The sequence below is a fragment of the Streptomyces sp. NPDC008121 genome (assembly GCF_042957155.1).
Taxonomy (GTDB): Bacteria; Actinomycetota; Actinomycetes; order Streptomycetales; family Streptomycetaceae; genus Streptomyces.
The window spans coordinates 288,979-313,336 of the sequence record NZ_JBIBHT010000007.1 but is presented as its reverse complement, the minus strand read 5'-3'; the positions used below and the strand labels follow the sequence as shown (position 1 = coordinate 313,336).

The 24,358-nt window shown below is 72.9% G+C and carries 19 protein-coding genes; 8 read left to right on the top strand and 11 right to left on the bottom strand.

All coding sequences use genetic code 11. From position 1 onward, the window contains the following. Positions 1–50 precede the first annotated feature (50 nt). The 4 genes from ACFZBD_RS24045 to ACFZBD_RS24030 all read right to left on the bottom strand — a co-directional run bounded on the left by ACFZBD_RS24045 (position 51) and on the right by ACFZBD_RS24030 (position 5,881). Positions 51–1,490 carry a lyase family protein gene (locus ACFZBD_RS24045; RefSeq protein WP_391142855.1) on the bottom strand — a complete coding sequence of 480 codons (1,440 nt, stop codon included), beginning with the start codon at positions 1,488–1,490 and terminating at the stop codon, positions 51–53. After that, positions 1,487–3,529 (bottom strand): FAD/NAD(P)-binding protein, encoded by a 2,043-nt coding sequence (locus tag ACFZBD_RS24040; protein ID WP_391142853.1) that lies wholly within the window; start codon positions 3,527–3,529, stop codon positions 1,487–1,489. Before ACFZBD_RS24040 ends, ACFZBD_RS24045 begins: the two co-directional genes overlap by 4 nt. Then, positions 3,526–5,199, bottom strand: coding sequence for an AMP-binding protein (locus ACFZBD_RS24035; RefSeq protein WP_391142851.1), 1,674 nt, complete (start codon positions 5,197–5,199; stop codon positions 3,526–3,528). Before ACFZBD_RS24035 ends, ACFZBD_RS24040 begins: the two co-directional genes overlap by 4 nt. A 232-nt stretch (positions 5,200–5,431) precedes the next feature. Next, positions 5,432–5,881 carry a GNAT family N-acetyltransferase gene (locus ACFZBD_RS24030; RefSeq protein ID WP_391142849.1) on the bottom strand — a complete coding sequence of 150 codons (450 nt, stop codon included), beginning with the start codon at positions 5,879–5,881 and terminating at the stop codon, positions 5,432–5,434. 102 nt (positions 5,882–5,983) lie between these two features. Here ACFZBD_RS24030 and ACFZBD_RS24025 point away from each other — a divergent pair, with 102 nt between their 5' ends. Further along, positions 5,984–6,979 carry a zinc-binding dehydrogenase gene (locus tag ACFZBD_RS24025; protein ID WP_391142846.1) on the top strand — a complete coding sequence of 332 codons (996 nt, stop codon included), beginning with the start codon at positions 5,984–5,986 and terminating at the stop codon, positions 6,977–6,979. Between the two features lie 171 nt (positions 6,980–7,150). Continuing rightward, positions 7,151–9,127, top strand: coding sequence for a GAF domain-containing protein (locus ACFZBD_RS24020; RefSeq protein WP_391142844.1), 1,977 nt, complete (start codon positions 7,151–7,153; stop codon positions 9,125–9,127). 254 nt (positions 9,128–9,381) lie between these two features. Here the strand turns inward: ACFZBD_RS24020 and ACFZBD_RS24015 are convergent, their stop codons facing one another. Together ACFZBD_RS24015 and ACFZBD_RS24010 are read right to left on the bottom strand one after the other, a co-directional pair. Continuing rightward, on the bottom strand, positions 9,382–10,635 hold the full coding sequence (locus ACFZBD_RS24015; RefSeq protein ID WP_391142841.1) for a transposase: 1,254 nt from the start codon (positions 10,633–10,635) through the stop codon (positions 9,382–9,384). A 512-nt stretch (positions 10,636–11,147) separates the two neighbouring features. Then, the gene (locus ACFZBD_RS24010; RefSeq protein WP_391142838.1) at positions 11,148–12,251 is read right to left on the bottom strand and encodes a CE1758 family FMN-dependent luciferase-like monooxygenase; all 1,104 of its coding nucleotides are present in this window, start codon (positions 12,249–12,251) and stop codon (positions 11,148–11,150) included. Between the two features lie 179 nt (positions 12,252–12,430). On the opposite strand from ACFZBD_RS24010, the gene ACFZBD_RS24005 reads away from it, so the two are divergent. The 4 genes from ACFZBD_RS24005 to crcB all read left to right on the top strand — a co-directional run bounded on the left by ACFZBD_RS24005 (position 12,431) and on the right by crcB (position 14,352). Then, on the top strand, positions 12,431–13,123 hold the full coding sequence (locus ACFZBD_RS24005; protein WP_391142837.1) for a DsbA family protein: 693 nt from the start codon (positions 12,431–12,433) through the stop codon (positions 13,121–13,123). Between the two features lie 127 nt (positions 13,124–13,250). Further along, on the top strand, positions 13,251–13,661 hold the full coding sequence (locus tag ACFZBD_RS24000; RefSeq protein ID WP_391142835.1) for a CrcB family protein: 411 nt from the start codon (positions 13,251–13,253) through the stop codon (positions 13,659–13,661). Next, positions 13,658–14,002: a DUF190 domain-containing protein gene (locus tag ACFZBD_RS23995; protein ID WP_391142831.1), complete on the top strand. Its 345-nt coding sequence runs from the start codon at positions 13,658–13,660 to the stop codon at positions 14,000–14,002. The genes ACFZBD_RS24000 and ACFZBD_RS23995 overlap by 4 nt, the downstream gene beginning before the upstream one ends. Further along, complete coding sequence (crcB, locus tag ACFZBD_RS23990) at positions 13,999–14,352, top strand: fluoride efflux transporter CrcB (protein WP_391142829.1); 354 nt, start codon at positions 13,999–14,001, stop codon at positions 14,350–14,352. Before ACFZBD_RS23995 ends, crcB begins: the two co-directional genes overlap by 4 nt. Positions 14,353–14,359: 7 nt before the next feature. Here the strand turns inward: crcB and pucL are convergent, their stop codons facing one another. Beyond that, complete coding sequence (gene pucL, locus ACFZBD_RS23985; protein WP_391142826.1) at positions 14,360–15,280, bottom strand: factor-independent urate hydroxylase; 921 nt, start codon at positions 15,278–15,280, stop codon at positions 14,360–14,362. A gap of 292 nt (positions 15,281–15,572) precedes the next feature. Here pucL and ACFZBD_RS23980 point away from each other — a divergent pair, with 292 nt between their 5' ends. Then, entirely contained in the window at positions 15,573–16,736 is a 1,164-nt protein-coding gene (locus ACFZBD_RS23980; protein WP_391142823.1) for an alpha-hydroxy-acid oxidizing protein, read from the top strand. A 79-nt stretch (positions 16,737–16,815) separates the two neighbouring features. Here the strand turns inward: ACFZBD_RS23980 and ACFZBD_RS23975 are convergent, their stop codons facing one another. After that, on the bottom strand, positions 16,816–17,793 hold the full coding sequence (locus tag ACFZBD_RS23975) for an RNA polymerase sigma-70 factor (protein WP_391142821.1): 978 nt from the start codon (positions 17,791–17,793) through the stop codon (positions 16,816–16,818). A gap of 154 nt (positions 17,794–17,947) precedes the next feature. Then, the gene (locus tag ACFZBD_RS23970) at positions 17,948–19,156 is read right to left on the bottom strand and encodes an FAD-dependent oxidoreductase (protein ID WP_391142819.1); all 1,209 of its coding nucleotides are present in this window, start codon (positions 19,154–19,156) and stop codon (positions 17,948–17,950) included. A gap of 347 nt (positions 19,157–19,503) precedes the next feature. On the opposite strand from ACFZBD_RS23970, the gene metG reads away from it, so the two are divergent. Continuing rightward, on the top strand, positions 19,504–21,228 hold the full coding sequence (gene metG, locus ACFZBD_RS23965; RefSeq protein WP_391142818.1) for a methionine--tRNA ligase: 1,725 nt from the start codon (positions 19,504–19,506) through the stop codon (positions 21,226–21,228). Positions 21,229–21,364: 136 nt separating this feature from the next. Here metG and ACFZBD_RS23960 read toward each other — a convergent pair whose 3' ends face one another. Together ACFZBD_RS23960 and ACFZBD_RS23955 are read right to left on the bottom strand one after the other, a co-directional pair. Further along, on the bottom strand, positions 21,365–22,189 hold the full coding sequence (locus tag ACFZBD_RS23960) for an SUKH-3 domain-containing protein (RefSeq protein ID WP_391142815.1): 825 nt from the start codon (positions 22,187–22,189) through the stop codon (positions 21,365–21,367). Between the two features lie 125 nt (positions 22,190–22,314). Then, positions 22,315–24,129 (bottom strand): TerD family protein, encoded by a 1,815-nt coding sequence (locus ACFZBD_RS23955; protein WP_391142813.1) that lies wholly within the window; start codon positions 24,127–24,129, stop codon positions 22,315–22,317. Positions 24,130–24,358 lie beyond the last annotated feature (229 nt).

Here is a 24,358-nt window from a genome sequence, read left to right as displayed (position 1 = left end):
GGGGGCGGGGGTGCCCGGCGCTCCCGGACGGCCCGGTGTCCCCGGGGTGGTCACGGCGATCCCTTCAGCGCGCGGTCGACCAGCGGGCCCGCCGCTCCCGTGTAGGCGGCCGGGTCGCAGAGCGAGGCCACCTCGGCGGTGTCCATGACCCCGGCCAGTTCCGGAGCCTGGGCCAGGACGTCGGGGAGCGGCCGGCCCTCCCGGTCCGCCGTGGCCGACGCCCAGGTCAGCAGCTCCTTCGCGGCGGCCTTCCCGAGCCGGGGGGCCAGCACCGCGGCGATCCGTTCCGAGACGATCCGGCTGCCGGTGAGCGCCAGGTTGTCCCGCATCCGGTCGGCCCGCACCTCCAGGCCCTCGGCGAGCTCGACGGCCGTGTGGGCGGCGCCGCCGGTCAGCCGCAGGCACTCCCGCAGCAGCTGCCACTCGGCGTGCCACACGCCACCGGACCGCTCGTCCTCGGTGACCAGGCACTGCGTCAACGCGCCCGCCAGCGCGGGCACCTGGAGCGATGCGGAACGGATGAGGGTGGCGAGCACCGGATTCCGCTTGTGCGGCATCGCGGACGACGCCCCGCGCCCGGCGCGCCCGGCCGGCTCGGCGACCTCCCCGACCTCGGTCCGGGCCAGCGACTGCACGTCGACGGCGATCTTCCCGAGCGCCCCGGACGCGAACGCCAGCGCGGCCGCCAGATCGGCGACGGGCGCGCGCAGCGCGTGCCACGGGACCGTGGCCGTCCGCAGGCCGGTCTCCTCGGCGAACGCCTCCAGGAGCCGGTCGTGGTACGCGCCGACGTCGAAGGCCGCCGCGCCCCCGTCCCCGTCCCGCGTCCCCGCCGTCTCCCCGGCGCCCACCGCCGGAACGGCGTACTCCACGTACCCCGCCAGAGTCCCCGCCGCCCCGCCAAGGGAGACCGGCAGCGCGTCCTGGACCCGGCAGAGGCGTGCGTCGGCGGCGACGACCAGGGTGTACCAGCCCGCCGCCTTCACGCCGAACGTCGTCGGGACCGCGTGGAGACCCAGGGTGCGGCCGGCGACGAGGGTGTCGCGGTGGCGTTCGGCGAGGGCGGCGAGCGCCGTCGCCGTACGGGACAGGTCCGCGCGGATCAGCCGCAGCGCCCGGTCCGCGACGAGCATCGCACCCGTGTCGAAGATGTCCTGGCTGGTCGAGCCCCGGTGGACGTACTCCGACGCGTCCCCGTCGTCCTCGGCGACCACCCGGGTCAGCGCCTGGACCAGCCCGACGACCGGGTTGGCCGTCTCACGGGCCGCGAGGGCCAGGGCGCGGACGTCGAGGCGCTCGGCGCGCGCCGCGTGGGACACGGCCCGCGCCGCGGACTCCGGGACCGTGCCGAGCCGGGCCTGGGCCCGGACCAGCGCGGCCTCCGCGTCCAGCATCGCCTGGAGCCAGGCGACGTCGCCGACCGCCGCCTCCACCGGCGTCCCCGCCCGCACCGGCGACAGCAGACCCGCGTCGTCCCACGCGCGGGTCACACGATCACCCCGCTCAGCTCCGCCGAGGAGCCCTCCGGCACCGGACGAACCCCGGCCGGCACCTGCGCCGCCGGCGGCAGCGCGCACAGCGCCCGGGCGATCGCGTCGGAGTCCCCGAGGGTCACCGAGTCGACGCCCGGCCGGATGCCGGCCGCCGTCACCCAGTGGACCGACTCGGTCGGCACGCCGTACGCGAACCGGCGCGGATGCGGACGGCCCCGGCCGTCCACCACCCGGTACGGCCGCTCGGTGACCGCCAGGCCGCCCGTCTCGTAACTCGTGCCGCAGGAACCGGCGATCCGGTACGGCGTCGCCTGGTCCGTGCCGAGCAGGTGCTGCAGCAGCGGGTCCTGGGTGCGCCGCACGTCCGGCTCCGGCAGCCGCGCCTCGACCAGCACCGACGCCCGTACCGGCGGCCCGGGCACCGTGTCCGACGCGGCCACGAACGACGGCGCCGCCGCGTCCAGCCGGATCTGCGTGCCGGGCCCCATGACCTCCAGGACGCCCGCCTCGATCAGCGCGATCATCTCCTCGATACGGGAGGCCGGCGGGCCGATCGACAGGAAGCCGTTGAGCGGGGTGTACCAGCCCTCCAGGTCGTCCCGGTGCGAGTTGCCCTCCAGGCCGCCGTGGTCGACGGCCAGCCGGACCTCGTTGCGCAGGTCCCGCAGCACGTCCAGGGCCGCCTTCAGCGGGCCGTGCACATTGCCGGCCCGCGCGTCGGCCACGTCCCGTTCCAGGTGGCGCAGCAGCCAGGCCCGGAAGTCGTCCCGACCGGTGAACTCCCGCTCCCCGTACGGCCGGGACAGCGCCTCCCAGTCCCACCGGTCCGGCTCCGGAATGCCGTACTCCGCCGCCAGCGCCGTCCGCTCCGCCTCACCGGCCGTCGCCAGGTACCGGCCGGTGAACTCCTCGCGCTCGGCGCCGCGCCCCAGCGAGTCCAGGAGGGTGCCGTAGTAGACGCTCTCCACCTCCCGCGAGATCAGCGGCCACAGGTCCTGCGCGAAGTTCACCCGCTCGCCGTCGGCGTTGCGGGCGCGCAGCCGCTCGATGAACTCCGGCGTCAGCAGCCGCGGCAGGTGACGCCCGTACGCGCCCTTCTGGTTCTCGCCCCGCGCGTGGTACGGCACCCCGCGCCGGGAGGACGCGAACAGCTTCGGCTCCCGCCCCGAGGCGAGGTACACCAGCCGGCCGTCCCGCCGCTCGAAGACCCCGCCCCGACCGGCCGTGAACAGCGCCATGTGGTCGAAGAAGTTGAGCCCCAGCCCGCGCAGCAGCACGTGCTGCCCCGGCTCGATACCGCTCAGGTCCAGGTCGGCCGGGTTGGCGGGCGTGACGTACCGCAGGTTGTGGATGCGGGCCAGGCTCGCCGTACGAGCCTCGCGGGCCGTCAGCCGGGCCGGCACGTGACCCTGGGCGAGGACCACGCCGTCGAGGTGGTTGAGCCGGGTGCCGTCCTCCAGGCGCACGCCCTGCGGTCCGCCGGGCACGCCGTGGGTGTCGGCCATCGCGACCGCCCGCGAGCGGTGCACGCGGACCGTGATGTGCGCGGGGGCGCGGGCCACCACCCGCTGGAAGCAGTCGTGCAGATAGCGGCCGTAGAAGGCCCGCGACGGGTAGTCGTCCGGGCCGAGCCGGCGCGCCTCCTCCAGCGTCGCCATGTCGTAGCCGTCGACGGACGCGCCCGCGTCCGTGAGGACGGCGAGCTCCCTGGCCCACTCGTGGAGACTCGGACCGGGCTCGATCGGGCCCTCGATCCGCGCGCTGTCGTCGGTGTAGACGGTGACCTGCGAGGCCACGGTGTTCATCAGCAGGTGCCTGGACTGCTCCGTGCGCCACACCGCACCCGCGCCCGGCGCGGCCGGGTCGACGACATGGACGGTCACGGTCCGGTGGGAGGGCGAGAGCCGCTCGTTGGCGCAGAGCCGCTCCAGCACGGACAGGCCGCGGGGCCCGGCGCCGACGACGCAGTACTCCGCGTGACTGTCGCCCACGCCCGTACCGTGGCGCCCGCCCAGGGCGCCCCGGTCCCCGCTCATGCCTGCTCCCCGGCGGCCGTGGCCGTACCGGAGGCACCGGCCGGGGCACCGGCGGCCGTGGCCGCGCCCGTCGTCGCCGGCGCGCCGTCCGACCCGGCGGGGCCCTTCGACCCGGCCGCCAGCAGACGCGCCAGCTCCAACCGCTTGATCTTGGTGGTCGCGGTCTGCGGCAGCTCGCCGAGCCGCCACTGCACCGGCTCCGCCATCGGCGGCAGCGACGCCGCGGCCGCCTTCCAGGCCGCCGGGTCCAGCGGCCGGTCGTCCTTCGTGCAGACCACCGGGACGGCCCTGCCGTCCTCGCCGGGGATGATGATGACCTCCGCCAGCTCCTCCAGCTTGCCGAAGAGGGTGTCCTCCGCCGCCAGCGTCGAGCCGAAGCCCTCGATCAGGTCGACCTCGCGGTCGAGGAGGTGCACACAGCCCCACTTGGTGCGGTAGCCGACGTCGCCCATCCGCCACCAGCCGTCCGCCGACACCTGCTGGTCGTACCGCTCCTGCTCGCCGAGGTAGGTGACGATCCGGCCGTCGCTGCGCACCTCGATGTAGCCGGGGTTGTCCTGCGAGGGCTCCTTGCCGTCGCGGCTCACCACCCGCACGTCCGTCATGCCGGGGAAGGGACGGCCGACGCAGCGGCCGTCGTCGTCGAGCGAGCGGCGCCGGGTGAAGGCGCGGACCACGGCCGGGCCGACCTCGCTCTGGCCGTACAGCTGGCCGAAGAGCGGCGCCCGCCGCCTGGTGGCGCGCAGCAGGGTGTGCACGGTCCGCGGGTGGATGGCGTCGAACGTCGAGGAGAACAGCTTGACGTTGGAGAGCGGCCCCCGCGGGTCCTTGGCCAGCTCCTCCCACTCCATGAAGGAGTTGGGGTGCGCCTCCAGGATGCCGGGCTTGAGCCGGGCGAAGAGGTCGGCGGCCTGCCGCGGGTCGGGATCGGCGAGCACGAGGATCGGGAACCCGCGGAAGAGGGAGATCGCGAGGGCGGTGAAGAGCCGCGAGTGCACGAACGACACGTGCATCGCGATCGTCTCGCGGTCCCGGATCAGCGCGCTGATCGCCGATATCTGCGGGCGGTAGCGGGCCTGCAGCGTACGGCCGGTGTGCACGGCCAGCTTCGGCGTGCCCGTGGTGCCCGAGGTGTGCGTGATCAGCGTCGGGTACTCGGGCGGCATGGTCACCGCGGGGACCCGCGCCACGCCCTCGAGGGCGGCCAGCTCGGTGGCGCCCTCGTGGCTCCCGGAGGCGAGCAGCACCTTCCCGGCCAGGTCGAAGACCTCGGCGGGCAGCTCCTTCTCCAGCTTGGCCGCGTCCGTCAGCAGGAACGGCCGGTCCGTGCGCCGTACGAGCTCGGTGGCGGTCGCGCCGTCCAGCTTGGGGGACAGGAGGACCGGTACGGCCCCGACGCGGGCGATGGCGCAGGACAGCAGCGTGATGTCGAAGCCGTCCGACTTGTAGACGACGACCCGCTCGCCGGGCCGGACCTTCGCCGCCCACAGGCGGGACGCGTAGTCGTCGATGAGGTCGGCGATCTCCGCGACGGTCATGCGCCGCCCGAGGCCGGGGGCGATGTCGAGGTCGTGATCGAGGATCACGACGTTCGCGGGGTGCCGGGACGCCGCTCGCTCGAACAGCGTGCCCAGGCGGATACCACGGTTTCCAATACGCTGCAGCAGCATGTCCCCAGGCTTTCGTCGGTAGAAATGCCGAGATCGACTCTGATCGGCAAGGCGAATTCGGACCGCTCCCGCGAGAACGCGCGGGCCGCTCCCGCCACAACGCGCGGGTGGGCAATGGCAGTCGGAAAATGGCGGACGGAGCGGACGGAGAATGGGCGTATTTTTCGCCGTTCTCGGGACGGGATACTGCTGAGCGCCCGGGGGTGGGGTCAACGGAACGAATCAGGGTCCGTCAAGTCCGGTCCGCGGGTGCGGTGTCCAGCGCATAGTGCAGGGCCACGATGTTCATCCGTTGTGCGTGGTAGAAGCGTTGTGCCCGGTGGTTGGCGGTGCCGGTGTCCAGCTCGATCCGTACGCAGCCGGCGCGGCTCGCCCGTTCCCGCAGCGCGCCGAGGAGGCGGGCGCCCACGCCGGCCGAGCGGGACTCGGGTGCGGTGACGAGGTCGTCGACGAAGAGCAGCCTGCCCCGGCTGGTGGCGAGAACCCGGTGGGTGGCCACTCCCAGGCACCGCCCGTCGGGGCCGTGGGCGGCGGTGAAGACCAGCCCCTGGCCGTGGGCGGCGACCGCGAACTCCAGAAAGGCGGCCGCGTCGAGGCCGGGCCGCAGGGCCCGTATCAAGGGGCCGACGTCGGTGACCAGGGCGGGATCGGCCGGGGTGAGATCGGTCAATGACAATTCCATGAACGGCACCCTAGGGTGCGAATGCGCCGACCTTCGAGCCGAGTTGACACATCATGGGCCGTCTTCGGAAAAGCGGGCCGGGGTTCTGCGAGTATCCGTCGCATGCGCGCTGCCTACATCGAAGAGCTCGGACCGCCGGACGCGATTCATTACGGAGAAGTGGCCGACCCCCGTCCCGGACCGACGGATGTTCTCGTCGACGTCCTGGCCACGACCGTCAATCCCGTCGACACGTTCGTCCGCTCCGGACTCTTCCGCACGCCGCTGCCCTTTCCGTTCGTGATCGGCCGCGACCTCGTCGGCCGGGTCGCCGCCACCGGAGCCGGCGCCACCGGATTCACCACCGGCGATCTGGTGTGGTGCAACAGCCTGGGCCACGAGGGCCGGCAGGGCGCGGCCGCCGAACGGGCCGTCGTCGCCGCCGACCGGCTCTACCGCCTCCCGGACGGCGTCGACCCGGAGAGCGCGGTCGCCGTGGTCCACCCGGCGGCCACCGCCTACCTCGGCCTGTTCACCCACGGCCGGGTCAGGGCCGGGGAGACGGTCGTCGTCGCGGGCGCGGCGGGCAACGTCGGCAGCGCGATGGTCGTCCTCGCCGCCCAGGCGGGCGCCCGGGTCATCGCCACGGCCCGCCGGCGGGACGCGGGGTACGTCTCCTCGCTGGGCGCCGACGAGGTCTTCGACTACACCGACCCCGATGTGTACGCGCTGATCGCCAAGGCGGCCCCGGACGGCGTCGACGCCTATCTCGACGCCTCCGGCACCAACGACCTCGGCCACAGCGTGGACCTGCTCGCCCGTCGCGGCCGGATCGTGCTCCTCGCGGGCGCCCGCACCGAGCCCGTACTCCCCGCCGGGCGGCTGTACATGAAGGACGGATCGATCGCCGGTTTCGTCATCTCGCACGCCACCAGTGCCGAACTGGCCGAAGCCGCCGAGACCATCAACCGGCTCCTCGCGGCCGGTTCGTTGCGTCCGCGTGAAATCGAGGTCCGCCCGCTGAGCGAGGCGGCCGCGGTCCACCGCCGCATCGAGACGCACGGCCCGCACGGCAGCCGCATCGTGCTCCGCACGACGTCGGGCACGGTGGTCGACTGAGGCGACGTCGCCCCGCCCCGTACCCGTCCGGCCCCAACCCCCCCTGCACTGGCCGGGAATGAAGTGGCCGAGGTCACCGTTGACCGTACCCCCGGACCGAATTAGTTTCGGCCAGCGGTACGGGTACTCTCCGGAGTCCCCGGTTTTCTTCCAACAACGGGGGTTGGGACGATGTCCATGCACGGCGCGGACGGGGGCGGGGGCACCGACGCGCTCGCGGTCCTTGAGCTGTTGGCTCAACACGCACCACCAGGCCGCTTCGAGGCACTCCTCGGGGACGCCCGCCGGGCGGGCCTTCCCGACGGCGAACTGGCAAGGCTGGAACGAGCCGTTCAGCTCGCCACCGGCATCAGCACCTCCTTCAGCCGCCGCGAACAGCGCGAGGCCGGACTCGCCGCCCTGGTCGACACCGCACGGGACCTGACCTTCCCGTACGACCTGGACAGCCTCCTGCGGGTCATCACCCGCCGGGCCCGGCGACTCCTCGACTTCGACATGGCGTACGTGAGCCTGCGCACCGCCGGCGGCTCCTCCTACATCCACACCACCGAGGGCTCCCTCACCGGCCTGACCACCGGACTGCGGGTCCTCGACGGCCACGGACTCGGCGGCGAGGCGCACGCCCACGGCGAACCGGCCTGGAGCGCCGACTATCTGGAGGACGACCGCTTTCCGCACGCGGAGGCGATCGACGAGGTCGTCCGCGCCGAGGGGCTGCACGCCGTCATGGCCGTGCCGCTGCGCAGCGGGGACACGACCGTCGGCGCGCTGTACGGGGCCGACCGCCGGGTGCGCCACTACACCCCGGACGAGATCGGGCTGATGTCCTCGCTGGCCGACCTGGCCGCCGTCGCCATCGAGAAGGCCGGACTGCTCGACCAGACCCGGGCCGAGGTCACCGAACTGGAGCTGGACAGCTCACGGGCGCGCACCAGCCTCACCCGGATGCGGCACGTCAGCGAGGCCCACAGCCGGATCATGAACCTCGTCCTGTCGGGCGGGGACCTGTGCAACGTCGCGAAGGCGGCCGGGGACGCCCTGGACGGCACCGTGATGATCCGCGACCCGGGCGGCCGCAGCCTGGCCTCCGGCGGGGACATACCGGGTCTCGACGAGGAGTCGGTGGCGAAGGCCTCGCTGGACGCGCACGCGGGGCGGCGGCCCGTGGTCACCGGCGACAACACGTGGGTGGCGCCGGTCATCGCCGGCTCCGAGGACCTGGGCGTGCTGGTGATCCGTACCGCCACCGGGCTCACCGGCGAGGACGAGCGGCTGCTGGAACTCGCCGCCCAGTCCGTCGCCTTCCTGCTCCTGATGCAGCGCTCCACGGCCGTCGCCGAAGGCCCCGTGCGCGACGAACTCCTCGACGACCTGCTCGCCGACCCGCAGCACGCCCCGCAACAGATCGTGCAGCGCGCCCGCCGCCTCGGCATCGACCTGCGCAAACCGCACGTCCTGGTGGTGGCCCGCCCGGAGGGCGGCGAGCAGGGCCGGGCGGTGGTCTGGGCGTCCTCGTACGCGTACCGCATGGCGGGCCTGAAGACCGTGCAGGGCGGCTGCATCGTCCTGCTGCTGCCCGGGGTCGACGCCTCCGCGGCCGCCCAGGCGGTCTCGGGGGAGCTGTCGCCGCTGCTCGGGCACCCCGTCTCGGTAGGCGCGGCCGGCCCCGGCTGGAGCCCGGACAGCGCGGCGCGGATGTACCTGGAGGCGATGCGCTGCCTGGACGCGATGAGCGCGCTGGGCGGCTCGGGTTCGGCCGCGTCCGTGCAGGACCTCGGGTTCCTCGGGCTGCTGCTCTCCGACGACCACGACGTGGACGGGTTCATCGAGTCCGCGATCGGGCCCGTACTGGACTACGACGCCGAGCGGTTCACGGACCTGACGCGCACGCTGGAGGCGTACTTCGCCTCGGGCGCGAGCCCGACGAACGCGGCGGAGGAACTGCACGTCCACCCCAACACGGTCTCGCGCCGGCTGGAACGGATCGGCGAACTCCTCGGCGCGGAGTGGCAGAAGCCCGGCCAGGTCCTGGAGGTCCAGCTGGCCCTGCGCCTCCAGCGCACCCGCGACGTCCTCTCCCGCCAACGCGGCACGGACCCGACCCGCCCCTCCGCCCAGGACCGCGACCGCGACCGTCCGGCGGGGTAGGCGCGGGCGGGAACGCGCGGGGTGGACGAGGCGCCGGGGGGCCGGCCAGGCCCCCCGGCGGGGCCGACCCCCCGGGCGGGGCTCCGGCGGCGGTGGTGGTGTGCCGACCCGGCGTCCGCGGGTCCCGCCGACGGTCTCGGCCGGACCCGCGTCCGGCCGGGCGTGCTCCGGCGGCGCAGAGGCCGCCGCGCCGACGAGCCGCCGACCCGCCCCCCTGTCCGGGGGCGAGTCGGCGGCTCGCCGGGCCGCCCAGGTCAGCTCGCCGTGCGGCCCGGTTCGAACGCGGTGTCCCAGTCCGTCGCGAGGACCGTCGCCGCGTGGGCGGCGGAGGCCAGCGTGATGTGGCGGTGCCAGCCGCGGAACGAGCGGCCCACGAAGTCCCGCAGGCCCGCGCCCTCCCCGACCTGGGTGAAGTCCCGCTCCACCCGCCGGGACAGCTTCGTCAGGCGCAGCAGCGTCCCGACGGTCGCCCCGGTCAGATCGGTGATCCACAGCCGGCTCGGAGGCCGCCGCGGATCGTCCCACTCACCCAGCAGCAGCAACGGACGCATCCGCTCCCCGGCGGGCGCCGGCAGCGCGACCCGGACCACCGTCGCCAGCGAGGTCCGCGAGGTCCGCGTACCCGAGGCGGTGTCCAGCCAGCCGACCGGCCGGCGCAGGCCCTTGAGCGATTCGAGGATCTGCTGGGCCGGCAGCGGCCCGGCGCCGAAGCCGGGCAGCGCCCGGTCCGCGACCGAGAGCCGGCACGTCGCGCCGATCCTGGCGACCACGGGCACCCCCGCCCCGGCCAGCCGGTTCAGCGCCGCCCGCCCCGCCCCGCCCCGGATGTCGAGGAGCAGCGGCTTGCGGGTCACGTCCTGCCAGCGCGCGGTGTCGAGCGCCGCGGCGACCGCGCACTCCTCCAGGGTCTCCTCGCCCGCCCCCTCGGGGACCTCGGCACGGTCGCGCCGCGTCCGGTCCTTGACCCAGGGGTCGGGCAGGAAGAGCCGCCAGTTGACCGGCACGCTCAGCTCCTCGGCGGCGAACCAGACCCCGAAGGCCTGCTGCCCGCGGAACACCTGCCCCCGCTCCGGGTCGAAGCGACGGTCCACGCCGACCGAGTGCTCGCCGGCCTTCGGAATCGGCATCGAACGGACCACCCACGCCTGCGGGCAGCTGTTCTGCTCCAGGAACCCGGCGAGTGCGGCCCGCATCGGCCGCCAGTCCCAGGTGGAGCTCGAAATGAAATGGTGCAGACTCTGCTCGGCGGCGGCGCCACCGATCTGTGCGGCGATGTTACGGATCGACTTCCGGCCCTGTGCGGTCAGCAGCCCCCGAAGGTACTGCTCTGCCTTCAGACGCTGATCGCGCCGGGGAAACCCCGAGAAGAGCGTGGCGCACAGCTCGTCGTAGACATCGTCGGCCACCGCGTTCCGGTACGGCGCCGAGTGCGGCCCGAGTCCGGTGCGGTGCTGGATCCCCAGTGAATCGAGAACGGTCCTGCGCTTGGTTGCGACGGATGTACTCACGACACTCCTGCCCGACGGTTTCGCAGCTCCCTCCAGCTGCCCTCACACCGTCTCGCCTGGTGCGTACCTGCGGCGAGGTGTACCCGGCACCCGTCTTGGCCGCCGGATGGTGACCGGACCACCGGTGGTGGCTTCCCGGGTGACGCGTGGGGGGCCGGACACCGTCCGGGAGGGGAGAGAGGTGTGGCCGGACCACCAGGGGGTGTGGTCCGGCCACATTCGCGTCACCCGGTTTCAAACCGGCGCGCCGGTGATCTGACAGACTCGGCGGCCCTGCTTTGACCGCGGTGGGGCGCGGCCCGACCATCGCAGGACGAGACGGAACGGGCCGGCCCCTGGTTAATGCCCCAGGCCAGAGGCCGCGCCTGTCCGTCTCGCTCAACTCGCGGCCCGCTCGCGGCCCAAGCCTCACGCACAAGCCTCACGCACAGGCCCCCGCGCCCCCGGGCCCCCGGGCCCGCGCCTTCGGCCCCGCGCCGGCTCGCCACCCGGCCGCCCGGCTCACCACCCGGTCACCCCCGGCTCGCCCCCGCCGCCGCCTCGGCGTCGCGCCGCGCCACCCGGGCCGCGTGCGTCGGCCCCTCCGGCACGCCGGCCGGCCGCAGGCTCTCCATCTCCTTGCGCAGCACCGGGATCACTTCCTCGCCGAGCAGGTCCAGCTGTTCCAGGACCGTCTTCAGCGGCAGACCGCCGCTGTCGATCAGGAACAACTGCCGCTGGTAGTCGCCCACATACTCCCGGAAGGACAGCGTCCGGTCGATCACCTCCTGCGGGGAGCCGACCGTCAGCGGGGTCTCCCGCGTGTACTCCTCCAGGGACGGACCGTGGCCGTAGACCGGCGCGTTGTCGAAGTACGGCCGGAACTCCCGTACCGCGTCCTGCGAGTTCTTCCGCAGGAACACATGGCCGCCCAGGCCCACGATCGCCTGCTCCGGCGTGCCGTGGCCGTAATGCGCGTACCGCCGCCGGTAGAGACCGACCATCTTCGCCGTGTGCTCCTTCGGCCAGAAGATGTGGTTGGCGAAGAACCCGTCGCCGTAGTACGCGGCCTGCTCGGCGATCTCGGGGGAGCGGATCGAGCCGTGCCACACGAACGGCGGGACACCGTCCAACGGGCGCGGAGTCGAGGTGAATCCCTGGAGCGCCGTGCGGAAGCGGCCCTCCCAGTTCACCACGTCCTCCCGCCACAGCCGGTGCAGCAGCGCGTAGTTCTCCACGGCGAGCGGGATGCCCTGCCGGATGTCCTGGCCGAACCACGGATACACCGGGCCGGTGTTGCCGCGCCCCATCATCAGGTCGACGCGCCCGTCCGCCAGGTGCTGGAGCATCGCGAAGTCCTCGGCGATCTTCACCGGGTCGTTGGTGGTGATCAGCGTCGTCGACGTCGAAAGGATCAGCCGCTCCGTACGGGCCGCGATGTGCCCGAGGAGCGTGGTCGGGGAGGACGGCACGAACGGCGGATTGTGGTGCTCGCCGGTCGCGAAGACGTCGAGACCCACCTCCTCCGCCTTGCGGGCGATGGTGACCATCGCCTTGATGCGCTCGTATTCACCCGGCGTGGTGCCGTCGGTGGGATCGGTGGTCCTGTCCCCGACGGTGAAGATTCCGAACTGCATGACACAACACTCCAAGCCGCCCCAGGAAAGTCCGTCCTCCCCATAGTGCACGACCTCCGGCAGAAACGGAAACTTATCCGGGTAGCCTTCCGGCCGCTCTCCACCGCACGACCGGCCATGGTGACGAAGTCTTCCGCGCGGGCTGGACGCCCCGCCGCCGCATGCTCACGCTCACGGCCATGACACCCGTACGAGAAGCCACCGCGTCCGTCGTCACCGTCTGGTCGGACATCGGCTGCCCCTGGGCCTCGCTCGCCCTGAACACCCTGCGGACCGCCGCCGCCGACCGCGGCCAGGACCTCCTCATCGACCACCGCGCCTTCCCCCTGGAGCTGTTCAACCGCCAGCCCACGCCGAAGCACATCGTCGACGCCGAGGTCGTCATGCTCGGCGCCCACCGCCCCGAACTGGGCTGGCGGCTCTGGAACGCGCCCGCCTGGGAGTACCCGTCGAGCATCCTGCCCGCCCTCGAGGCCGTGCAGGCCGCCAAGGCGCCCGAGGCCGGCGGACTGCGCGGTTCCGACCAGCTCGACGCAGGTCTGCGGCGCGCCTTCTACACCGAGCACCGCTGCATATCCCTGCACTCCGTCATCCTCGACATCGCCGAGGAGTGCCCCGACGTGGACGCCACCGCCCTGGAGAAGGCCCTCTCCGAGGGCGCGGGCCGGCGCGAGGTGTACGCACAGTGGCACGAGGCCCGCGGCCCCCGGATCCAGGGGAGCCCGCACTTCTTCGCCCCGGGCGGCTACGCCGAGCACAACCCGGGCGCCACCTACGTCTTCACCGGAGACCTCTACGACGGCGGTTTCCCGCGCCTCGACCACTACGACGCCGGCTGGGCGACCACGCTGCTGGACTCCCTGACCGCGTAGCCGACGCCCGCCGCCCGACGCCCGCCGCCCGACGGCCGACGGCCGGGGAGCGGGGGAGCGGAGTGCGGAGGCCCGGGAGAGCGCGGGGTGCGGGGCCGGCCGGCCCCGGCGCCGCTAACCTGCCGCCATGGAACTGCGCGGGCGGCTGCCGGCCGTCGGAGCCGTGGCGGCCGGCGGCGCCCTCGGCGCGGCCGCCCGCTACGCCGCCGTGCTGGCCTGGCCCACCCCGCCCGGCGCCTTCCCGTGGACCGTCCTCGCCGTGAACGCGTCCGGCTGCGCGGCCCTCGGCGTCCTCATGGTCCTGCTCACCGAGACCGGGCCCCCGCTCCACCCCCTCCTGCGCCCCTTCCTCGGCACCGGAGTCCTCGGCGGATTCACCACCTTCTCCACGTACGCGCTCGACACGCAGCGCCTGTTGAGCGCCGGGGACGCGGCCCGGGGCATCCTCTATCTGGGAGCGACGGCGATCGTGGCACTGACCGCCGTCTGGGCCGGGACCACGGCGGCCCGTGGCGTGCTGGTGAGGAGACCGCGATGACGAGACTGGCGGGCAGGGCCCTGCGGGTGACGGTCCTGGTCGGGGAGGGCGACGTCTGGCACCACCGGCCGCTGTACTCCGAGATCGTCCACCGGGCGCACGAGAGCGGCCTCGCCGGGGCCTCCGTCTTCCGCGGCATGGAGGGGTACGGCGCCTCCTCCCTCGTCCACACCTCGCGCCTGCTCTCGCTCGGCGAGGACCTGCCGGTCGCGATCGTGCTCGTGGACACGGAGGAGCGGATCCGCGCGTTCCTGCCCCAGCTCGACGCGGTGGTGGGCGAGGGCCTGGTCATCCTCGACGACTGCGAGGTCATCCGCTACACCGGCCGGGAGCGCCGGTGAACTGGCTCCTCGTCCTCGCCGGCGGGGCGGTCGGCGCGCCCCTGCGCTACCTCACCGACCGGGCCGTCCAGGCGCGCCACGACTCCCTCTTCCCGTGGGGCACCTTCCTCGTGAACGTCGTCGGCTCCCTCGTCCTCGGCCTGCTCACCGGCGTCACCTCGGCCCGGGCGCAGCTGCTCCTCGGCACGGGCCTGTGCGGGGCGCTGACCACGTACTCCACCTTCTCGTACGAGACGCTGCGGCTGTACGAGAGCGGGGCGCGGGGGTTCGCCGTGGCCAACGTGGCCGGGAGCGCGGCCGCCGGACTCGGAGCCGTATGGCTGGGAGTCGGGGCGGCCACGCTTCTGTGACGGCCCCTCAGGCGGTGATCCAGTCGCTGGTGGCGATCACCGGCTGCACGCCGTCGCGATGGACGGTGCCCTCGATCAGGCCGTACATCCGGTCCGCCGCGAAGTAGACCTCGTTGTCGTTCTTCAGCCCGAACGGCTCCAGATCGACGAGGAAGTGGTGCTTGTTGGGCAGGTTGAGGCGGACCTCGTTGACCGTGGTGACGTTGTCCAGGACCCGGTCCGCCATCGCGTGCAGCGTCTGCTGCAGCGAGTAGCTGTACGTCTCCGCGAACGCCTCCAGCATGTGGCGGCGCACCTTCCTGTATGACGTGTCCCAGTCGTGCCCCGGGTCGCCGGCGGCGGCGGCCGAGTTGGCCCAGCGGGCCGTCACCTTGGTGGCGAGGATGCGGTCGTACGCCTCCTTCAGCGTCGTGTACTTGTCCTTGATGTAGCCGTGGAACTCGGAGTTCGTCGAGTTCATCACCGTCAGGTCCTTCAGACCCGATACGACCTGCGGCCGACCGGTGTTCTCGCCGTACGTGATCTGCGCCGTCCGCACCTCCTGCCCGCTGCGGACGAAGGAGTGCTGCTCCTTGCGGCTGGGCACCGACACCCGCTCCCAGGCGTACTCCTCCACCCGGATCTGCGCCTCGTGGATCACCGCCTGCGACTCCACGAAGTGGCGGGCGAGGTGGATGCCGAAGGCCTCGGGGGAGTCGACGCCGTGCTCCTTGGCGAAGGCGTAGACGGTGTTCTTGGTGGTGTCGGTCGGCAGACAGTTGCCGTTGTCGCCGGTCAGATGGACGTCGCGGTACTCACCGCGGAGCGCGACCGACACGTTCAGGTCGCGGATCTCGTGCCAGGAACCGTCGGAACCCTTGCGGGTCACCGTCACGATCCGGTTCTCGGCCTTGCCGTACTGGTTCTGTGCGAGGACGTGCTTGCTCATGTGGCGAAACTCCTGCGGGTACGCGGATACGAAGATCCCGTACGCCCGGCGTCCAATGCCCCGCGTCGCGTGCGCCGCCGGAGCACCCCCCGCCGTCCGGCCCGTGCGACGGGCCGCCCCGGGACTGACGAGCATCCCGGTCCGTAGGTGTGAGCTCGAAGATAGGTGCGATCCGGGCCGGTGGCAATGGTGGCATCCGATGGCAGGCTGAGGCCGGACGGCGTCCCGGCGCCCGGGACGGCACGGCACGGCACGGACATCGAATCGGTTGCGGAGAGGCGGCGGATCACGCGTGAACTGGTCGGACTTCCAGTACGAGATCTATCTGAACGGGCTGTCCGGAGCCGTCCCCCGGCTCCCCACCGACCTCACCCGCCTGGAGGAACTGGCCGCCGCCCGGCTCGGCCCGGGACCCGTCGGCTACGTCGCCGGCAGCGCGGGCGACGGCTCCACCGCCCGCGCCAACCGGGCCGCCCTCGACCGGCACCGGATCGTCCCCCGGATGCTGCGGGACGTCCGCGAACGGGACCTGTCCACCGAGCTGCTGGGGCGCCCGCTGCCCGCCCCCGTCGCCCTCGCGCCGGTCGGCGTCCTGTCGATCCTCCACCCCGACGCGGAACCGGCCGCCGCCCGCGCGGCCGCGGCGCGCGGCATCCCGTACATCCTGTCCTCCGCCTCCAGTACCCCGATGGAGGAGGTGGCGCGGGCGATGGGGGGCGGGGAGCGGTGGTTCCAGCTGTACTGGCCCAGGGACGTCGAGGTCGCCCGCTCCTTCCTTGGCCGGGCGAAGGCCGCCGGTTACACCGCGCTCGTCGTCACCCTCGACACCCCGCTCCTCTCCTGGCGCCCCCGCGACCTGGACCAGGCCTACCTGCCGTTCCTGCACGGTGTCGGCACCGCCAACTACTTCACCGACCCGGCGTTCCGGGCGGGGCTGGCCAAGCCGGTGGAGGAGGACCCGAACGCGGCCGTGATGCACTTCGTGGGCATGTTCGCCGACCCGGGCAAGACCTGGCCCGACCTGGCGTTCCTCCGCGAACACTGGGACGGCCCGATCGTCCTCAAGGGCGTCCTCCACCCCGACGACGCCCGGGCCGCGGCCGACGCCGGCATGGACGGGGTCGTCGTCTCCAACCACGGAGGCCGCCAGGTCGCCGGCGCGATCGCCGCCGCCGACGCCCTCCCGGCGGTGAGCGACGCCGTCGCCGACCGCCTCACCGTCCTCTTCGACAGCGGCGTCCGCACCGGCGCCGACATCGCCAAGGCCCTCGCCCTGGGCGCCTCGGGGGTCCTCGTCGGCCGCCCCTACGCCTACGGCCTGGCACTCGACGGCCAGGCGGGCGTCGACCACGTCCTGCGCTGCCTCCTCGCCGAACTCGACCTCACCCTGGCCCTCTCGGGCCACGCCGGCCCGGCGACGCTGACCCGCGCGGACCTGGCGGAAGCGCGCGCGTGACGGCGGCCCGAGGCGGCGACGGGGACAGGACGCGTCGCTGCCTCGGGAGCCGGGGCCGGGGGGCGGGGTCCGGCCCGACTCACCGCAGGGTGAGCGAGGTCTCCTCCGTCATGCGCGTGAGCTTCTGCGGGTTGCGGACGTAGTAGAGACCGGTGATGAGGGCGTCCTCGACGTGCAGGGCCATGACACCGTCGAGCTCGCCGTCGAGGTACACGGCCAGCGCGGGACTGCCGTTGAGCACGGTGGGTTCGGTGGTGATCACAGCGTCGACCTTGGCCGAGCCGCCGAAGTAGAAGCGGGTCACCTTCCCGGCGCCGATGACCGGCCGGAGCGCGGCCCGCTTGACGCCGCCGCCGTCGCTCAGCAGGACGACCTCGGGGGCGAGCACGTCGAGCAGGGCCTGCGGGTCCCCGGTCGCGATCGCGCGCCGGAACGACTCCACGGCGGCCCGCGTCTCGCGCGCGGAGGCCGCCCGGCGGGGGCGGCGCGCGTCGACGTGCCGACGGGCCCGGGAGGCGATCTGGCGTACGGCGGCGGGACTCTTGTCGACGGCCGCCGCGATCTCGTCGTAACCGACGTCGAAGACCTCGCGGAGCACGAACACCGCCCGCTCGGTCGGCGCAAGGCTCTCCAGGACCAGCATCATCGCCATCGACATGCTCTCGGCCAGCTCGACGTCCTCGGCCACGTCCGGCGCGGTCAGCAACGGCTCGGGCAGCCACTGCCCGACGTACGACTCTCTGCGGCGCTTCACGGTGCGCAGCCGGTTGAGCGCCTGCCGGGTCGTGATCCGCACCAGATAGGCACGCTCGTCGTTCACCTGCGCCAGGTCGACCCCGACCCAGCGCAGCCAGGTCTCCTGGAGGACGTCCTCGGCGTCGGCGGCCGAGCCGAGCATCTCGTAGGCGACGGTGAAGAGCAGGTTGCGGTGCGCGACGAACGTGTCGGTCGCGGGGTCGGTCGCGGGACCGCCGGCGGGGTCGGTGTCGGTCGCGGGGGCGGTGTCGGGCTTGGGGGCGGGGTCGGTGTCGGCCCGGTCCGTGTCCTGGTCGCTCATCTCTCGGGTGCCTTCCTTCGCGGGCCGGCCCGATGGCGCCGGCCCTCCTCCGTGCGTACGTCATACGTACACTCCGGCCGGGACGTCATGATCATCGCCCCACCCGCCCCGACCGGACCGGCTCCTTTTCCTGACAGGCCCTCTGGAAGCAGGTCTAGGCGACCTGTTCGGGGACGGTCGGCGCCGTGCCCGGCCGGGTGGCGGGCCGCTCCCGGAGCTGCTTCTCGCGGTGGTCGCTCTTGAGCCAGCTGTGCGAGCCGGGCTTGCGCGCCTCGTTCGTCAAGTGCTTGACGCTGATCTGGCAGGCGAACTCCTTCAGCTTGGCTCCCGCGCGGCCGCCGATGTGGAGCGGCATCGAGACGTCGTTCTTGTGCGCGAGCTGGAATACGGCGGAGCCGCGCCCCACGCTCACGCACATCGCGTTGAGCGCGATGCCGACCGGCTCGGGCCGCTCGCCCGCGAGGCGGCGGAGAATCGTGTCGGCGGCGTGGGCGCCCGTGCACCCCGCCACGTAGGCGCTCATGCGGTACGGCAGGTCCGAGGGCGCCGCCGAGTCCCCCGCGGCGACGATGCGCTCGTCGTCCACGCTGGTCAGCGTCTCGTCGGTCAGCAGGCGGCCGGCGGCGTCGGTGCTCAGCCCGCTGCGCGCGGCCAGGTCCGGCACGCCGAAGCCGACGGTCCACACGGTGACCTCGCTCGGCAGCTCACGGCCGTCGGCGAGGCGCACGAGGTGCCGCGTCACCTCCGTGACCCGGGAGCCGGGGCCGTCGTGCACGCTCACTCCGAGCCGCGCGAGCCGCCGGGCGACCGCCCGCCGGCCCCGGGCGTGGAGGTACGGGCCGAGCGCCCCTCCGCAGACCAGGGTCACCCGGCGGCCCCGCTCCGCCAGCTCGGCCGCGGTCTCGATCCCGGTCGGACCGCCGCCCACGACCGTCACCGCGGCCGCCGCGTCGGCGGCGTCGAGGACCGACCGCAGCCGCTGAGCCGCCTCCAGCGTGGCGACCGGGTAGCCGAACTCCGCCGCCCCCGGTACGGGGGACGGGGCGCTGCCGCTGCCCGCCGCGTAGACGAGGTGGTCGTAGCCCACGGCGTCCCCGCCCACCAGCTCGACCCGGCGCCCCGCCGCGTCGATCCGCGCCACGCTGCCGACGACCAGCCGGACGCCCTCCGCCAGCACCTCGCGGTAGTCGACGACCGCGTCATGGGTCCCGCCCACCAGCTGGTGCAGCCGCAGCCGCGGGACGAACACCGACCGCGGATTGACCAGGGTGACCGTCACGTCCTCGCGCAGGGTCAGACGATTGGCGGCCATGACGCCCGCGTAACCTCCGCCGACCACGACGACCTGGGTGTTCTCGCTCATGGTGTCTCCTCCGTCTTCACGCGTCTTCATGGGTTCGGCCTCAAGACACCGCATGCGTGACGGCTGTGACGCGATGTGGCGCAGGTCACACTCGGGCCCGGGCGCGAGGGAGTGACGAGAGGCGCGCGCGGGGGAGCGCGGGCCCGTGCGGGCGCCGGGGACGGGCGGTAAACCCGCGAGCCGGCCGTACCCCGGTTCGCTACGATGACGGCGGCTCGCAGCCCCGTTCCGTCACCCGCCGTGATGCCGACGAGCGATCGGAGTGATCGCGCCGGCTGCCGCCTCCCGACCTGGGCCCGCCGTGGCAGCGCCACCGGCGCCGTACGCACGAAATGGAGCATCCAAGGATGGCTCGACACCTGGTAACCAGCGCGCTTCCCTACATCAACGGGATCAAGCACCTGGGCAACATGGTCGGGTCGATGCTTCCGGCGGACGTGTACTCCCGGTACCTCCGCCGCCGTGGTCACGACGTCCTCTACATCTGCGCCACCGACGAGCACGGCACGCCGGCCGAGCTGGCCGCCAAGGAGGCCGGGCTCTCCGTCGCCGAGTTCTGCGCGCAGGCGCACGACGCGCAGAAGGCCGTGTACGACGGGTTCGCGCTGGCCTTCGACTACTTCGGCCGCAGCTCCTCGCCGCAGAACGTCGAGATCACCCAGCACTTCGCGCGCAGGCTGCACGAGAACGGCTTCATCGAGGAGCGGGCGATCCGGCAGGTGTACTCGCCGGTCGACGGCCGCTTCCTGCCGGACCGGTACGTCGAGGGCACCTGCCCCCACTGCGGCTACGACAAGGCCCGCGGCGACCAGTGCGAGAACTGCACCCGCGTCCTCGACCCGACGGACCTGATCGAGCCGCGCTCGGCGATCAGCGGCTCCACGGACCTCGAGGTCCGCGAGACCACGCACCTCTTCCTGTTGCAGTCCAAGCTGCAGCACGAGGTGGAGGAGTGGATCGCCGCCGTGAGCGACCAGTGGCCGCACCTGTCGACGTCCATCGCGCGCAAGTGGCTGACCGAGGGCCTCAACGACCGCGCCATCACCCGCGACCTGGAGTGGGGCGTCCCGGTCCCCGCCGACACCTGGCCGGAGCTGGCCGCCGAGGGCAAGGTCTTCTACGTCTGGTTCGACGCCCCGATCGAGTACATCGGCGCCACGAAGGAGTGGGCGGACGCGGCCGCCGACGGCGAGAGCCGCGACTGGAAGTCGTGGTGGTTCGACGCCGACGACACCGTCCGCTACACCCAGTTCATGGCCAAGGACAACGTCCCCTTCCACACGGTGATGTTCCCGGCCACCGAACTCGGCGTGCGCGAGCCGTGGAAGAAGGTCGACGTCGTCAAGGGCTTCAACTGGCTGACCTTCTACGGCGGCAAGTTCTCCACCTCCCAGAAGCGCGGCGTCTTCACGGACGCGGCCCTGGAGGTCCTGCCCAGCGACTACTGGCGGTACTTCCTGATCGCCAACGCCCCCGAGTCGGACGACTCCTCCTTCACCTGGGAGCACTTCACCGCCACGGTGAACAAGGACCTCGCCGACACCCTGGGCAACTTCGTCAACCGCGTCCTGTCCTTCTCGCGCAAGCGGTTCGGCGACGAGGTCCCGGCGGGGTGCACGGCCGGCGAGGCGGAGGCGAAGCTGGGTGAGGAGATCGCCCGCCTGCTGGGCGAGTACGAGGACCAGATGGAGGCGCTCCAGTTCCGCAAGGCGGCCGCCGCCCTGCGCGCCCTGTGGTCCGCGGGCAACTCCTACCTGGAGGAGAAGGCCCCCTGGCTGGAGATCAAGACCGACGCGGAGGGCGCGGCCCTGACGCTGCGCACCGCGATGAACCTGATCCACCTGTACGCGGTCGTCTCGGAGCCCTTCATCCCGACCACGTCCGCCGCCATGCGGGCCGCGTTCGCCCTCCCGGACGACACCGCGACCTGGGCGACCCCCGCCGAGGCCGCCGCCCTGGACACGGTCCCGGCGGGCACCCCCTTCACGGTCCCCCCGGTCCTCTTCGCCAAGATCACGGACGACGACCTCACCACCTTCCGCACCCGCTTCGGCCCCGCCCCCACCTCCTGACCCACGGGGCCGACCCCGCTCCGGCCAGGTGCGGGCCTGCCCGGAGCGGGGGCGCCGGTCCGACTGATGGCGCCCCCTGCCGGGTTTTCCCTGACGGCGGTGGGGCGTGCGAGGACGGTTTTTCTGCTCCTCCGGTCTATGAGGGGTGCGGCATGCGAACTGGCATGACGCCGAGAACGAGGTTCTCCATGGCCTCGGGCATACGGCCGAAGCGGGCCAACCAGTCGTCGACGGCGTACAGTTCTCCGTCCTCGTCCAGGCCGAGGAACGCGTGACCGCGGTCGAGTTCGCCGATCGGGAAGAGGCGGCGGCCGATCTCCTCGCCCCACTCGCCGAAGCGGTCGGCCTCGCCCAGCGCCAGGAGCGGGTCCAGATCGAAGGGCTCCCGGGCGCGTGTGATGCCGGCACCACCGTGTCCGACCCACAGTCCGCCGAACTCGCGCAGAAAGTCCTCGGCAGCGGCATGAGAGCGGAAGCCGTCCTGCTCCCATTGCTGTTTCCAGTCCCTCGTGTCGAGGGCCCGTCCGGGATACCAGCCCGCCGCCCGCAGAGCCCGCTCCACCTCGGACGACCAGGCGTGCGGCCCCTTCGGCCTCACGGCGTCATCGGTGCGCACCAGACGGGCCGCGAACGCGGCGGCCTTCGCCGGATCGGGCGTCGTCAGCCGCACGGTGTTTCCCCGACCGTCGAGGCCCACTGCCTCGTACCGGTCCGGACCGGTGAACATCGCCGGCAGCGGAGCATGCCCCCGCTTCTCCCAACTGTCCCCTGCGGACACACGCAACTTTTCCATCGACACCCAGGGGTACATGGCGCCGAGCGTGGCTTCGTCGCGGGCGGCCGCGATCAGACAGCCCAGGGAGGGCCGAAGCGGATGGCCGGAACGGGGCTGGGAGCGGTACGTCTCCAGGAGCTTCGCCCAGGCTGCTGCGTGGCTGAGCGGCGCGGTGGCTGCATGCATGCAGCGACCCTGACGGTACCCATCGCCCCCGTCAACGCCTATGCCTGTGGTGCGCGACATCCGCCGTTCGGCCATTCCGGTGGGAACGTTCTCGAGGGCCTCTGCGATCCGGCAGGCGACGAGGGTTACTCCACGTCGACGCCGTATCCCCGTACGAGGGTCTCCAGACCCTGGTCGTAGCCCTGGCCGACGGCGCGGAAGCGCCACCTCGGGCCCCGGCGGTAGATCTCGGTGAGGAGCAGGGTGCGTTCGCTCGTGGCGTCGTCCAGAGTGGCCTGGGCCGTGGCCGGGGCATCCACACCCGGAGCGAGGGTCATCTGGACCGCTCCGACGTCCCCGAAGGTGGCGGCGCCGTCGATGGCGGCGGCGATCGCGATCCTGTGCGCGGCGGGGGGCAGTGCCCCGAGGTCGATGACGATGGTCTGCTCCGTCGGGCCGTCGCAGAGGAGCCGGATGGCTCCGTCGGGGCTTTCCGGCGCGCTGTAGAAGACGAAGTCACCGTCGCAGGAGACCTGCTCGTCCTCGTCGAGGACGAAGGCGACGACGTCGATCTCACAGTCCATCTGTTGCGCCCAGGAGGCACTCACGTGCCAGTGGCCGGCGCTGGGAAGTGTGGGGAGATCGATGACTCCGCCGCGCGGCAGGACATCGGTCACCGCACCGTCCTGTGCGGGGATGTCGGCCTGCTCGGAGGCGGGGGTTCCGAGCCATCCGTGCGCGTGGATCGGAAGCTCCAGCGCGGTGATGCGGGGCATGCGGCGGTCGAGTTCGCCCCCGGGGAAGAGGACGACGTCGGTGACGCTCGCCGAGAGGTTGATCGCGGCGGCCCCACCCAGCTCGACGACCCTGGCCCGGGCGGCGGACGCCTCCTCGTGGGTGCCGCCCAGAATCAGGACGCGCCGACGGCCGAACGGCTTGGCGGAATGCTTGGGCTCGGGTTGCCTGGGCGCCGGCACATCCGCGACAGCCGCGGTCGCAGCGGGGGACGGCGTCGGCGTGGTGGGCGGTGTGGCCGGGGCCGCTGCTTCCGGGGTCTTCTTCGGAGTCTGATGCTCGTGCGGTGTTCCGGAACGCACCTCTCCCAGCAGCTTGAGGAACGTGTGCTCGTCGATGACCGTGACGCCCTCGGCGATCGCGCGCCGTGCCTTCGCCGAGCCCGAAGCCGCGTCATGGGTGACGAGAGCGCTGGTGTGCCGACTCACCGACGACATGATGTTCAGGCCGGCGGCGACGGACCGGGCCACCAGCTCGGCCCGGGAGGTCGCCGTCTCGCCCGTGATGGCGATCTTCATGCCCTGGACGAGCGGGCCGCCGGGTGTCAGGCGGCCCGGGTTCCGGTACGCGCACGGGGCCTTCGGTGGATTCGGCGCGAACTGCGGATCCTGCCGGGGAGGGCAGGGCACCAGTGGCAGCGGGACGTCCAGCCGTGCGGCTTCGGAGAGGGACGACCGGAAGATCCCTGCGAGGACGCGCGTGTCGTCCAGTGCGTCATGAGCGCTGGTCTGCGGCACGCCGTAGTGGGCGGCCAGTGATGCCAGGCTGAAGTCGGCGGCGGGCGGTTCCACGCGCCGGTTCAGGGCCAGGGTGCACAGGCGCTGGGTGACCGGGAGACAGAGCCGGGCCCGGGCGAACTCATGGGCCAGAAAGTCATAGTCGAACTGTGCGTTGTGGGCCACCATGACGCGGTCCTGCAGGAGCGCCCCGATCCGTCCGGCTACCTGCTCGAAGGTCGGGGCGCCGCTCAGCCGTTCCGCCGTCAGGCCGTGGATGTGCACGGGTCCGGGGTCGCAACGTGGGTTCAGCAGGGTGGAGTACTCGCCGGTCTGGGCGCCGTCCGGCCCGAAGGTCAGCACTGCGATCGAGAGGATCCGGTCACGCCGGGCGATCAGACCGGAGGTCTCGACGTCGACCAGAGCCCAGTCGTACGCGTAGGCGGGCACTGTGACACGTCGAGCGCGGCGGCGAGAGACATGACGGTAAGGATGATCCGGGCGTGATCGCGGCTTCAACCCGAATGCCGATTTGTCCCCCCGAACCTGCGGAAAGTTCGTCCCGGACCTTCGGGCCGTTTTCGGGCCGGGCGGCCGCTGAGGTCACTTATGGCCGGTTTCATGCGGACAGAACGGGTCATCCGAGGCCGTCTCCCCGGGCGTCTCCGTCCCCGATCGA